Source organism: Kitasatospora sp. NPDC001261, from assembly GCF_042896795.1.
In the GTDB taxonomy this organism is placed as follows: domain Bacteria; phylum Actinomycetota; class Actinomycetes; order Streptomycetales; family Streptomycetaceae; genus Kitasatospora.
Genome location: NZ_JBIAXP010000001.1, coordinates 338,898 through 351,121 on the forward strand (window position 1 = coordinate 338,898; position 12,224 = coordinate 351,121).

Sequence of the window (12,224 nt, forward strand, 5' to 3'; positions counted from 1 at the left end):
GGTTTCGTCCCGGTATGTTCCACCGGGTTGAGCCGAGCGTAAGCGCCGGGGACAACCGCCGCGCTCCGGGCGTTCTCGGAGGAGCCAACCCGCACCAACCGGCACAACACCCCCGCCGGGGGACGGACGCCCCTGTCCCCTCTTCGGACGGTCCTGCATAATCAGGCCCGATCGTGCGCCCGGATCCGCCGGGAACACGCGCCGAACGCGCGCCGGACGATCGACCGACTGAACGAACGAACGACGACTGACCGACGACCGACCGACCGACCGCGAAGTCGACGCGAACCCGAGGAGGACCGGCCGATGCCGGACCAGCACTGCCCGACGTGCGGCACCGCACGCTCCACCGGGTGCGGCTGCGTCCCGGACCCGAGCCTCACCGAGACCGCCGTCCTGCCGCACGTCGAGGGCCCGCCGCTGGTCCGCCCGTACGTTCCGCAGACCGCCGACCAGGTGGCCGACGAGAGCCACCCGAACGCGCCGGTGGTGGACCCGTTCGCGACCACGGTGCTGCCGCCGGTCCCCCCGGGGCAGCCCGCCCCCGGGCAGCCGGCCGCTCCCCCGCTCGGACCGGACGCGGACGCGTACGCCACCACGGTGCTGCCGCCCGTCGCCCCGGGACAGGACCCGTTCGGGTCGGCGCAGGCCCCCTTCGGGTCGGGACAGGCCCCGGCCGGCCCCGGGCAGGACCCGTTCGGCCCCGCCGCCGACGGCTACCCCGGCGCCTACCCCGAGGCCCACCCCGGCGGCCACGGGGACGCGTACGCCACCACCGTGCTGCCGCCGGTCCCGCACGCCGGGCCGGGCGGGAACGAGATCGGCCTCTTCGCCTTCGGGCAGGCACCCGGCGCCGGGCAGGGCCCGGACGTCGCGCGGGCCCCGGACGTGCCCGGGCCCGAGGGCGGCGGCCGGGCCGCCAGACGGGCGGCCGAGCAGGCCGAGCGGCGCCCGCTCGCCCAGCGCAAGGGGCTGCTCGCCGGGATCGGCGCCGCCCTGGTCGCGCTCACCATCGGCGTCGCGTACGCGGTGACGCCCTCCGCCGAACCGCCGGCCAAGCAGGCGCAGCCGCTGCCGACGAGCACCCTGGCGCCCGCCCCGGTGGACCCGCCCACCCTGGCGACACCCGTTCCGACCACGGCGGCGCCGACCAGCGAGGCGCCCAGCCCGACGCCCACCGCCACCCGCAAGCCGAGCCCGACGAAGACGGTCACCCCGCCGCCGACGGCCGCACCGACCACCGAGGCCCCGGCCGCTCCCCCCGCCCCGGCCCCCACGCCGACCGTTCCCCCGGCCCCCTCCCCGACCCCGACGCCCACCACCGCCCCGACCCCGCGCGTGCTGCAGTCCGGGATGAGCGGGCCCGACGTGACCGCCCTCCAGCAGAAGCTCGCCGTCGTCGTCTGCTGGGCGAGCGTGCCGGTGACCGGGGTGTACGACGACACCACCGTGAACACCGTCGGCTACGTCCAGTGGATGTGGGCCGTCAAGGGGGACAAGCGGGGCGTCTTCGGCCCCAACACCCGTGCCGCCCTGGACGCCCACAACAGCTGCTGAGGCCGACGGGCGACACGCGGCGGACGGCGGACGACGGACGGATCAGCCGGTGATCGCCCCGAAGATGCTGATGCCCGCCAGCACCACCATGATCGCCGCCGCCACCCGGATGATCAGCTTCATCGGCACGTACTTGAGCAGCTTCTGGCCGCCCACGATGGCGATCCCGCCGACCGCGCACAGCGCCAGCCAGGAGCCGAGGCCGACGGCCAGCGGGTCGGCGTACTTGGCGGCCAGGTTGGCGGTCATGATCTGGGTCAGGTCGCCGAACTCGGCGATCGCGACCACCACGAAGCTGGCCCCGGCCACCTTCCAGAAGCTGTTCGAGGACGGCTCCTTGGCCGCGTGCTCGTCCTCGTCCTCGCCGCCGTGGAACAGCAGCATCGCCGCGCCGACCAGGAACAGCAGGCCGGTGACGCCCTCCACCCAGCGGTGCGGCAGCAGCGAGAGCAGGTGCCCGGCGGCGAGCGCGAGGCCCACCTGGAGGGCGAAGGCGGCGGCGATGCCCGCGAAGACGTAGCTCGCGCGGTACTTGGTGCCGAGCACCAGGCTGGCCAGCGCGGTCTTGTCCGGCAGTTCGGCCAGGAAGATGATGCCGAAGGTCAACGCGGCAACGGTGAGACTCATCAGGGGTTTTCCTCGGTCGGAGGCTGCCCGGCCGCCGCGGCTCCGTCAGGGGACGCTTCGGCCCGACAGCACTGGTCATGGTCACAGCACTGCGGCCGAAGGTCTCGCCGGCACCGTTCATCGAGCGGTGCCCCGGGCGCCGGGCCCCTGGGGGCCAGTATGTCGACGGTCCGGTGGAGGGCTACTCCCCTTCAACGGCCCCAAGCGTACCCGACGGCGTCAACCGACCCCTCTCGGAAGACCGACGAGGGCCACGACGACCCACGGTGACCTACGACGGGCCGACGGGGACCGCCCCGCCTACCGGCCGCCCCCGTCCGGCTCGACCGCGACCAGCCCGCGCCCGACCAGTTCCAGCACCACCACGATCGCCACCGATTCCACCGCCAGCAACCCGATCAGCACGAACAGCTGCACCGCCCCCGCCTGGACCGGCGAGGACCCGCCCAGCAGCATCCCGACGAACGCCCCGGGCAGGGTGACCAGGCCGACCGTCCGGGTCTGGTCCAGCGCCGGGACGAGCGAGGTCGCCGCCGCCGTCCGGCAGATCTCCAGCCGGGCGTCTCGCTCCTCGAAGCCGAGCGCCAGCGCGGCCTCCACCTCGCCGCGCCGCAGCCGCAGCTCGTCCAGGGCCCGCCGCCCGGCCAGCGAGGTCGCGCTGAGCGCGCCGCCGATCAGGATGCCCGCGACCGGGATGACGGACAGGCCCTCGGCCGGCAGCAGTCCGACGCCCAGCAGCAGGGCGAGCACCGGCAGCACCCCGGCACCGATCGGGGCGGCCGCCCAGACCCAGCCCGGGCCCGGGGTCATCCGCCGGCCGGCGGTGCGCACCGCGACCGAGAACATCACCAGCACGAACAGCGCCGACCACCAGAGCGAACCGACCACCCAGCTGATCACCGCGGCGACGGCCGCCAGCTGCACCACCGCGCGCAGCCCGGCCCGCAGGACGGCGTGCCCGTGGCCGAGCAGGCCCCGCCCGGCCACCGCGACGGCGGCCAGCAGCAGCACCGCGGTGACCACCCCGAGCACCGGGGTGACCGGCAGCAGCTGGCCGCCCGACGCCGCCAGCGGCACCGGCATCAGATCCAGCTGGTGAACCACATCCGGTCCTGCCAGGACGACATCGGGATCACCTCCGCCGTGTACAACGGGTAGAAGAAGGCGAAGCAGCCGACGATCGCGAGCACGACCGCCCCGGCCCCGATCGCCCCGACCCGGCGGCGCTCGGGGCTGCACCCGGCCGGGCCGAGGACCGCCCCGAGCATCTGGGCGACGGCCAGGCAGAGGAAGGGCACCAGCACGACCATGTAGAAGGAGAAGATCGTCCGCTCCTGGTAACGGAACCAGGGCAGGTAGACCGCGGCGACCGCGCACAGCACCGCGCCCGAGCGCCAGTCCCGCCGGAAGAACCAGCGCCACAGCAGGTAGACCAGCGCGAAGCAGGCCGCCCACCACAGGAACGGCGTGCCGAGGCCCAGGATCTGCGCCGCGCAGCCGCCCGAGGAGGTGCAGCCGTGCTGCCCGTACGGGATCTGCTCCCAGTACATCGAGACCGGGCGCCCGTCGACCAGCCAGGCGAAGGGGTTGGACTGGTAGGTATGCGGGGTGCTCAGGCCGGTGTTGAAGTCGTACATCTGCGCGTGGTAGTGCCACAGGCTGCGCAGCGGCGCGGGCACCCAGCCCATCGGGACCTGCGGCAGCGGGATGCCGAGGACGCTGTCCGGGGAGAGCCCGGCGCGCCCGTCGGCCCAGTGCCGGTCGTAGCCGCCCCCGCCGTTGGCGCCGCTGCCTCCGGTGGCCAGCCAGCCGCTCCAGGCGCCGACGTACACCACCACGGCGGAGCCGACCATGGCGAGGAAGGCGGGGACGGCGTCCAGGCGCAGCATGGAGCGCCAGGGGCGGCGGGCGCCGGCCCCGCGGCGGCCGGACTGGTCCCACAGGACGGTCAGGATGCCGAAGGCGGCGAGGATCGGGGCGCCGTTCCACTTGACCGCGCAGGCGGCGCCGACGAACACCCCGGCGGCGATCCGCCAGGGGCGCCAGCCGAGCCGGACGGCGTCGGCGTCGGCCACCCCGGCGAGCCTGGCGCGGACGTGGTCGCGGTCGACCAGCAGGCTGCCGAAGGACGCGAGCACGAAGAACATCTGGATGCCGTCGAGCAGGCCGACCCGGCTCATCACCAGCTGGAGGCCGTCCACCGCCATCAGCAGCGCGGCGGTGCAGCCGACCAGGGTGGAGCCGAAGAGGCGGCGGCCGATCCGGGCGAGCATCAGCACGGCGAGGGTGCCGAGCAGGGCGGTCATGAACCGCCAGCCGAAGGGGTTGAGCCCGAACAACTGCTCGCCGGTCGCCATCACCCACTTGCCGAGCGGCGGGTGCGCGACGAACTCGGGCGCGGAGCCCAGCGGGATCGACTGCGGGACGGAGAGGATGTCGGCGTTGGCGTGGTCCGGCCAGGTGCCCTCGTAGCCCTGCTGGAGCAGCGACCAGGCGTCCTTGGGGTAGTACGTCTCGTCGAAGACGAAGGCGTTGGGGTGGCCGAGGTTCCAGAACCGCAGCAGGCCGGCGAAGAGCGCGACGGCGATCGGTCCGAGCCAGCCGGAGCGGTCGGCCGCCCAGCGGACCAGGCCCCCGCGCGGGGCCGGGGCCGGGGCGGCGGAGGTCGGGGCCGCCGGTGGGTGCGTGAGCGCCGCTTGCGTCATAGCCTCGCCGATTTCGCCTGTCTGCTCTGCCCGGGGCCTGGCTCCGCCCGGGTCGCGCCGCGCCCGCCGGGGCCGGGCGGTCAACAGCCACTGACACTATGTGGCGGTGCCCGCGAAGCCAAGCGCGACGGGCGCCGACCAGGTGACCTGGTCGGCGCCCGTGACGAACACCCGTGCGGGCCGTTCCGCTACGCGGCGGTCTGCAGTTCCCGGACCGGGACGGCGTGGACCACGGCCGGGGCCGCGTTGTCCTGCTCCGGCGTGAGGTACGGGCGCAGCCGCAGCGCCAGGACGACGATCAGCACCGTGGAGCCCGCCATGGCCGCCAGGTAGAGCGGCCAGGCGCCGGAGCCGACCAGCAGCACGCCGACGGCGGGGCCGACCGCGATCGCGATCTGCTTCACCAGGGAGTACCCGGCGTTGTAGGTGCCCAGCAGCCGGGCCGGGGCGAGGTCCGCGACGATCGGGCCCATGGTGGGCGCGAGCAGCGACTCGCCGACGCCGAAGAGGGCGTAGATCGAGACGATGGCGACCGTGGCGGCCATGGTCTCCGTCCGGATCAGGCCGGCCACCAGGGCCATCGCCCAGGCGCCGAGCCAGACCACGCCGGCCGCGGCCATCGCGGTGGTGCGGCGGCGGCGCGCGGTGATCCGCACCATGAACATCTGCAGCACCACGATGGTCAGCGCGTTGGCGCCGATCGCGAAGCCCAGGGTGGAGGGCGCGGTGCCGACGGTGGAGGTCGCGAAGGCCGCGACACCGGACTCGAACTGGCCGTAGCAGGTGAAGAAGATCAGCCCCGCGAGCAGGCAGAGCCGCAGCATCGCCTTGTCGGCGACCAGGGCGCGCAGGCCGGTCGGGCCGTCGGCCTTCTCGTGGACGGCGGTCAGCTGGACCTTGGATATCCGGGCGGTGCCGGTGACCAGGGCGAGGCCGAGGAACGTCGCCGCCTCGATGGTGAACAGCCGGGTGAGGCTGGCCGGGTCGGACACGTTCACGATCTGCCCGCCGACCAGCGCACCGATGCCCATGCCCAGGTTGACCAGGGTGAACTGGAGCGCGAAGGCACGCGAGCGGGTGGCGGCCGTGGAGCAGCGGACGATCATGGTGGCGAGCGCCGGCTGGCAGGTGGTGACACCCGCGCCGAACAGGAAGGCGGAGACCAGCAGGGCCGGGGTGCCGGTGGCGTGGCCGAAGGCGAACGCGCCGGTGGCGGCGAGCGCCGTACCGGCCAGCAGCACCGGGCGGGGGCCGTACTTGTCGATGCCGCGGCCGATGAACGGGAGGACGGCGAGGGCCGCCAGCGCGAAGAGGGTGAACACCATCCAGGCGACCATCGACCCCAGCCCGCGCACCTGGTCCACGTACACGAACATGTACGGCATCGTGAACCCGCTGCCGAACGCACTGAGTGCGTTGCCGATCTGGACGCGGCGCAGCGGGCCGCCCGCTCCACGCCGCTGCCTCTGCTGCTTCACCGTGCCGGTCACCGTGCACATCCCTTCCTGGTTTCAACTGGATACTCTTAAGTCCAGAAGATTTCAGAGCTAAAGTTTGACGAGATAAAGTCTTAGCACCGGAAGAGTGCGGAGTCAAAGGCTTAAGGAGTGCACGCTCGTGCGACACTGGTCCGCATGACTACGGACAAGCCGCGGCCGGCCGCTGACAAGCCCGCCCCGGCCACCCCCCTGGAGTTCGGCATCGCCGAGCAAGTGGCCCTCTACCAGCGGGAGTTCCCCACGGTCGACCCCCAGGTGGAGACCATCGTGCAGACCCTCAACCGGGTCTCCCGGCGGATGGGCGTGGCGTACGACCGCCAGCTGACTGTGCTCGGAATCACCTCCGCCGAGTGGGAGGTGCTCAAGGCCCTGGTGGTCGCCGGCAGCCCGTACCAGCTGGGGCCGGGCGAGCTGGCCAAGCGGCTCGGGCTCACCCCGGCGGCGATGACGCACCGGATCGACCGGATGGTCGCCGACGGCCTGGTCACCCGGGAGCGGGACGAGAACAACCGGGTGCGGGTGATCATCGAGCTGACCGAGACCGGTCGGGACAAGTGGCTGGAGTCGATGCGGATGGCGGCGGTGTTCGAGGAGGAGCTGCTCCAGGACGTCGCGGGCGAGGACCGCGCCGCGCTCTCCGCGATGCTGGGCCGGATGCTGCGGCGGATCGAGGAGAGCCGGCCGGACGCCCCCGGCCGCACCCCCGGCCAGGCGTAGCCCGGCACTGGGAACACAAAGGAGCCCGGGGCCGGGAACGCGGACGAGTCCGGCCTGCCGGGAGGATGATCCTCCCGGCAGGCCGGACTCGTCACTTCAGGTGCCGCGAGGGTCCGTCAGGCCCCTCGGTCAGTCGGTGGTGCGGGTCTCAGCAGGGGCCGTTGTCGGTCCAGACGCCCCACTGGCCGCTCTGGCTCGGGTCGTCGCCCTTGGTCCACCACTTGTTGGTGTAGTAGTGGCCCTTCCACGAGACCTTGGTGCCGCCGGCCGCGTAGGTGGTGTTCGCGTCCCAGCTCGGGGCGGCCGGGCAGGAGGCCGGCGTGGTCGGGGTGCCGGTCGGGGTCCCGGTCGGCGTGCCCGTGGGGGTCCCGGTCGGGGTGCCGGTCGGCGTGCCGGTGGGGGTGCCGGTGGAGGTCGGGGTCGGCGTGCCGGTCGGCGGGGCCGGGCAGGCGGACGCGGAGCCGTTGGTGGCGCTCACCATCTTGTCGAACAGGGCGGTCTTGGTGCCCAGGTCGTACAGCGAGAAGGCGAAGGCGCCGCCGAGGCCGTTGCAGTGCGCGTAGTCGAGCTTGGCCTGGATCGACTTGGCGTCCTCACCGCTCCAGAAGGTGTTGCCGTCGTAGAAGTACGTGGCCTGGGCCGCGTCGTCCCAGAAGGTCTTGGACGGGTTGTCGACGAAGCCCGCGAGCTCCTTGAACATCTGGATGCCGGGGACGTTGCCGGACATCGCCGCGCCGGCCGCCGGCTGGGTGGCGGGCTGGTACAGGCCGTGCTTGCCGTTGTCCTTCACGCCGGTCCAGCCGCGGTAGTAGAACGGCACACCCATGTTGATCTTGTTGGCGGGGAAGCCGCCGGGGATGCCGTACTCCTTGTCGCCGACCGTCCACGCCTTGATGGCGTTGTCGATGGAGTACTTGCCGTTGCCCGGCTTGGCCGGGGTCGACGGGTCGTCCGGGGTCGAGTAGAGCGCGGCCTGGTGGTTGGTCGGCCCCTGGGCGTCCCAGCCGCCGTGCATGTCGTAGGTCATGACGTCGAGGAAGGTCAGGTACTGACCGATCTTGTCGGTCTCGACGTTCATGATCTTGTCCTGGCCGGCGCCGACCGCCGCCGCCAGGGCGTAGGTCTTCTTGTCGGCCGCGCCCTGCGCGTCCAGCTGGGTGCGGAACTCCTTCAGCAGCGCGGTGAAGTTCTGCTTGTCCGCAGGGCTGGAGATGTTGCCGGTGTGGCCGCCGCCGCCCGGGTACTCCCAGTCGATGTCGATGCCGTCGAAGACGCCGGCCGCCGAGCCCGGCCCGCCGAAGCCGGCGTCGGCGGGCAGGTTGCCCTTGATGAACATGTCGATGCAGGACGACACCAGGTGCTTGCGCGAGGCGTCCGTGGCGGAGGCCGGCGAGAAGTACTTGGAGTAGGTCCAACCGCCCAGCGAGAGCAGGACCTTGAGGTTCGGGTTCTTCGCCTTCAGCTTCTTCAGCTGGTTGAAGTTGCCCGCGATCGGCTGGTTCCAGACGTCGCCGACGCCGTCGACCGAGATGTCCGCGCCGAAGCTCTTCTGGTAGTCGGCGAACGCGTCGGCGGCGCCGTCACCCGCGTTGGGGTTGTTGTCGTTCGTGTCCGCGGCCTTGGTGGCCTCGAAACACCCCAGGTCGGTCGGGTGGATGTTGGCGAAGTCGTAGATCAGGTAGTCCAGCTTTCCGGCGACGCCGGTGTCCTGGATCGTCTTGGGGTAGTACGCGTTCGCGTAGACCGACCACTGGTCGTAGTAGGCGACCTTGATGCCGCCGCTGGTGGCGGGCGCGCCGGTGGAGTTGGTGGTCGCGGCGTTGGCCGCGGCGCCGCCGGTCAGCGCGAGACCGGCGCCGAGCAGCAGGGAGGCGGTGGTGCCGGCCGCGATGGCGGCCAGGCTCTTGGGACGGCGTCGGCGGCCGCCCTGCGGAGCCGGGGTCCCGGCCCTTTCAATGCGTGAGCGCAGCATGGGTGCGTGACTCCTGGTTGTGGGGGTACCCGCCGTCCCGGGGGCGCGCGTCCGGGGTGGGGCCGGACGACCGGGACATGACAGGCATGGGTGGGGAATCGAGCGGATCAGACCATGACGGACTACCGGGATGTGCCGAACCGGCGCCGGCAGCACGAGGCCGCCGGCGCCGGTTCAGGGGCTCCCTGCACCTGGGCAATAAAAATGGACTAGACCAACTCGCCCGTCAAGGGGTGCTGTTGGGCCTTGAGCCCCGCTTAAGGTTCCGCACCCGCGCTGAGCTGGGCGGCCGGGCCCCGACTCAATAGCGGACGGCGTTGGCCACCTCGGCCTTGACCGTGCCGGACAGGTCCCGGTTGGCGTGCCCGGTGGCCTGGGCGCTCTGCCCGGCGGCCACGTCCTGGACGGTCACCGCGGTCGCGTCCAGCACCTTGCCGGACTCGTCGGTGAAGTCCAGCTGGATCACGTACCGGTACGACTGCTGCCCGTGGTTGGTGACGGTCAGCGACACCTGCGGCTTGCCGTCCGAACCGGTGCTCACCGCCCCGACCGCGACGTCCCCCTTGGCGTCCAGCCCGCCCTTGATCCCGGCGACGGCCGAGGAGGCCGCCGACACCGCCGCCGAGGCCTGCGCCTCCGCCGAGGCGATCGCCGCACCCGCCCCGCCGGCCACCGAGGCCAGCGCCGAGGCCGCGGAGGCGGCGGCGCTCGCACCCCGCTCCACCGCGGCCGCCGCCCCGGAGGCCACACTGCTCGCACTCTGGCCGGAGGAGCAGCCCGCGAGCACCGCCGCACCGACCACCGCGGCGACCAACACCCCTGCCACCGCCCGCCGTTGGCGGCGCAGCGGCGGTGCGTCCAGGTCCTGGGCGGTGGCCCTCGGCGGGGTACAGGCCCTCGCGCGGGTGAGCGGCTGGCGGTCCATGCGGTCCCTCGTTTCCGGTCGGCGCCGGGCTGCCCGGCACACCTCCCGGCCCACCCTCCGAGGGCGGGCGGGCCTCCGCCAGCAGGGCTGCTGCCTCCGGGTGAACCGGCCTGCGGGACCCGCCCTCCACGAGGGGCCCTATGAGAGCCCCGAGCCCTCCTGCTCGTCCGCCTCCACCGCGGCCCGTTCCTCGCGCAGCCGCACCTGGTGCCGGCGCCGGGCGACCGCGCCGTACGCCCCGGCGGCACTCGCCACGAAGGCCACCAGCCCGACCCACGGCCGGTCGAAGACGTGGCCGGTCAGGTGGTCCAGCGAGTACCGGCCGGCACCGGCCAGGCCGATCGCCAGCCCGGTCGCGCCGAGGAAGGCCGGGTACTCGTAGCCACCGGACATCGCGAAGAAGCCGGCCGGGGCGTGCACCGACACCGCGCCCGCCATCGTCCCGGCCACCACCGCGCCGGCCGCCGGGGTGGCCAGCCCGGCCACCAGCAGCGCCCCGCCGCCCGCCTCGCCGAGGCCGGCCGCGAGCGCGCTCTCCCGGGCCGGGTGGAAGCCCATGTGCTCCATGGCCTGGGTGGTGCCCTCCAGGCCGCCGCCCCCGAACCAGCCGAACAGCTTCTGGGTGCCGTGCGCGATCAGCACCCCGCCGACCGCGCCGCGCAGGGCCAGCAGGCCCAGGTCCTTACGGTTCAGGCACATGTCGCATCCTCGCTTCCGCGGCGGGCTGGTCCCGCTCGCTGGCAGTCCTGCCTCCATAGCAACCGAGAGCGCCCGTCCCTTCGAGCCGGGACCGCCATCCGGGCGAATTCGCCCCTGACCAGGAATGGAACGGCCGCCGGGGAGATTCACGCCACGCCCGGCCGCGGGGCGTGGCGCCCCGGCCGCCCGGGGCCGCGCGGTCATGCTGGGCCCATGTTCGTCTTCAACCTGGGCAGCGCCTTCATCACCTTCTTCGCCGTGGTCGGTCCGCCGAAGACCCTGCTGGCCTTCGCCCGGCTGGCCGGGACCAGGAGCAACCTGGAGCTGCGGCGGCTGGCGGCGCTGAGCACGGCCATCTCGGCGGTGATCGGCCTGGTGCTCGGCTTCGGGGCCGACGAGCTGACCACCCTGTTCCACATCAGCGACCAGTCGCTGCAGCTCGCGGGCGGGGCGATCTTCTTCGTCTACGCCGTCGCGCTGGTCTTCGGCGTCCACCTCGGCTCGGACGGCGAGGAGGACGAGCACCTCGCGAACCCGCTGGTGGACGGAATCCGCGAACTGCTGCTGCCGTACATCGCCAGCCCGCTCGCCATCACGGCCGTCCTGGTCGCCTCGCTCAACCAGGACAACTGGGGCTGGAAGGCCGCCGTCTCCGGGGCGTACGTGGCCGTCGCGGTGATCAACTACCTCTGCGTGGCGGTGCTCGCCCCGCTGATGCGGCGCACCCACCGCACCTCGCTGGAGGTGCTGTCCCGGCTGCTCGGGCTGCTGCTGGCGGCGGTCGGCGTCGAGCTGTTCCTGGAGGGCCTGGCCGGGCTCGGGGTGCACCTGCCGACGGGGCACTGAGCCCGGCCCGCCCCCAGCCCCCGCCCGGCCCCCGCTCAGCCCCCGCTCAGCCCGCCGCGAGCCGGGCCAGCACCCCGCCGATCCACTCGCGCACCAGCGGGTCGGCGACCAGCCCGTCCGGGCCGACCGCGCCGCGCTCCAGCGGCAGTCGGACGCAGGCCTCGTCCAGCACCGCCGCACCGGTGTAGCCGAGGACGGTGCGCAGGGTGGCCTCGGCCCCCAGACCGCGGCCCGGGCCGGCGGCGTTGATCCAGCCGGTCGGCTTGTCCGAGATCTCGACCCCGCCAACCGTCCAGTCCAGCAGGTTCTTGAACGCGCCCGGCAGCGTCCCGGCGTACTCGGGGGTGCAGACCAGCAGCGCGTCGGCCGCCCCGATCGCGGCCCGCAGCCCGGCCACCGGCTCCGGCAGCGGGTCGGTGTCGTGGTCCGGGTTGAAGTGCGGCAGCCCGGCCAGGCCCTCGTAGTAGGCGGCCCGCAGGCCCGGGGTGGCGGCCGCCACCGCGGCCGCGGTGCGCAGCACCGTCTCATTGGTGGAACCGGCCCGCAGGCTCCCGGGCAGCAGCAGGATGTGGCGCTCGTTCGGCATGCCGGGCAACCTACCCCTTGACGTCCGCGTCAGGGCCGGCCGGCCGCGGTGCCGCGACCCGACCGCGGCCCGACCGCGGCCCGACCGCGAC

11 protein-coding genes are annotated in these 12,224 nt (G+C 73.5%); 3 read left to right on the forward strand and 8 right to left on the reverse strand.

Going from position 1 to position 12,224, the window contains the following annotated elements; genetic code table 11:
* Positions 1–306 precede the first annotated feature (306 nt).
* Positions 307–1,557 carry a hypothetical protein gene (locus ACFY4B_RS01525; RefSeq protein ID WP_387966192.1) on the forward strand — a complete coding sequence of 417 codons (1,251 nt, stop codon included), beginning with the start codon at positions 307–309 and terminating at the stop codon, positions 1,555–1,557.
* 42 nt (positions 1,558–1,599) lie between these two features.
* On the opposite strand, the gene ACFY4B_RS01530 is transcribed toward ACFY4B_RS01525, so the two are convergent.
* The 4 genes from ACFY4B_RS01530 to ACFY4B_RS01545 all read right to left on the reverse strand — a co-directional run bounded on the left by ACFY4B_RS01530 (position 1,600) and on the right by ACFY4B_RS01545 (position 6,379).
* Positions 1,600–2,187, reverse strand: a complete 588-nt coding sequence (locus ACFY4B_RS01530; RefSeq protein ID WP_049656026.1) for a TMEM165/GDT1 family protein — start codon at positions 2,185–2,187, stop codon at positions 1,600–1,602.
* Positions 2,188–2,484: 297 nt separating this feature from the next.
* Positions 2,485–3,267, reverse strand: coding sequence for an ABC transporter permease (locus ACFY4B_RS01535; protein ID WP_074000810.1), 783 nt, complete (start codon positions 3,265–3,267; stop codon positions 2,485–2,487).
* Positions 3,267–4,889, reverse strand: coding sequence for a dolichyl-phosphate-mannose--protein mannosyltransferase (locus ACFY4B_RS01540; RefSeq protein ID WP_387966193.1), 1,623 nt, complete (start codon positions 4,887–4,889; stop codon positions 3,267–3,269). The genes ACFY4B_RS01535 and ACFY4B_RS01540 overlap by 1 nt, the downstream gene beginning before the upstream one ends.
* 188 nt (positions 4,890–5,077) lie before the next feature.
* Positions 5,078–6,379 carry an MFS transporter gene (locus ACFY4B_RS01545; RefSeq protein ID WP_234348552.1) on the reverse strand — a complete coding sequence of 434 codons (1,302 nt, stop codon included), beginning with the start codon at positions 6,377–6,379 and terminating at the stop codon, positions 5,078–5,080.
* Positions 6,380–6,523: 144 nt separating this feature from the next.
* On the opposite strand from ACFY4B_RS01545, the gene ACFY4B_RS01550 reads away from it, so the two are divergent.
* On the forward strand, positions 6,524–7,105 hold the full coding sequence (locus ACFY4B_RS01550; protein WP_375874085.1) for a MarR family winged helix-turn-helix transcriptional regulator: 582 nt from the start codon (positions 6,524–6,526) through the stop codon (positions 7,103–7,105).
* A gap of 148 nt (positions 7,106–7,253) precedes the next feature.
* Here the strand turns inward: ACFY4B_RS01550 and ACFY4B_RS01555 are convergent, their stop codons facing one another.
* The 3 genes from ACFY4B_RS01555 to ACFY4B_RS01565 all read right to left on the reverse strand — a co-directional run bounded on the left by ACFY4B_RS01555 (position 7,254) and on the right by ACFY4B_RS01565 (position 10,701).
* On the reverse strand, positions 7,254–9,077 hold the full coding sequence (locus ACFY4B_RS01555) for a glycosyl hydrolase family 18 protein (RefSeq protein WP_082345988.1): 1,824 nt from the start codon (positions 9,075–9,077) through the stop codon (positions 7,254–7,256).
* A gap of 301 nt (positions 9,078–9,378) precedes the next feature.
* Positions 9,379–10,002: an FxLYD domain-containing protein gene (locus ACFY4B_RS01560; protein ID WP_375874087.1), complete on the reverse strand. Its 624-nt coding sequence runs from the start codon at positions 10,000–10,002 to the stop codon at positions 9,379–9,381.
* 138 nt (positions 10,003–10,140) lie between these two features.
* Positions 10,141–10,701, reverse strand: coding sequence for a DoxX family protein (locus tag ACFY4B_RS01565; RefSeq protein ID WP_049660922.1), 561 nt, complete (start codon positions 10,699–10,701; stop codon positions 10,141–10,143).
* A gap of 213 nt (positions 10,702–10,914) precedes the next feature.
* Here ACFY4B_RS01565 and ACFY4B_RS01570 point away from each other — a divergent pair, with 213 nt between their 5' ends.
* Positions 10,915–11,547, forward strand: a complete 633-nt coding sequence (locus tag ACFY4B_RS01570) for a MarC family protein (protein WP_049660921.1) — start codon at positions 10,915–10,917, stop codon at positions 11,545–11,547.
* 46 nt (positions 11,548–11,593) lie between these two features.
* Here ACFY4B_RS01570 and ACFY4B_RS01575 read toward each other — a convergent pair whose 3' ends face one another.
* Positions 11,594–12,133, reverse strand: coding sequence for an NADPH-dependent FMN reductase (locus ACFY4B_RS01575; RefSeq protein ID WP_387966194.1), 540 nt, complete (start codon positions 12,131–12,133; stop codon positions 11,594–11,596).
* Positions 12,134–12,224: the final 91 nt, after the last annotated feature.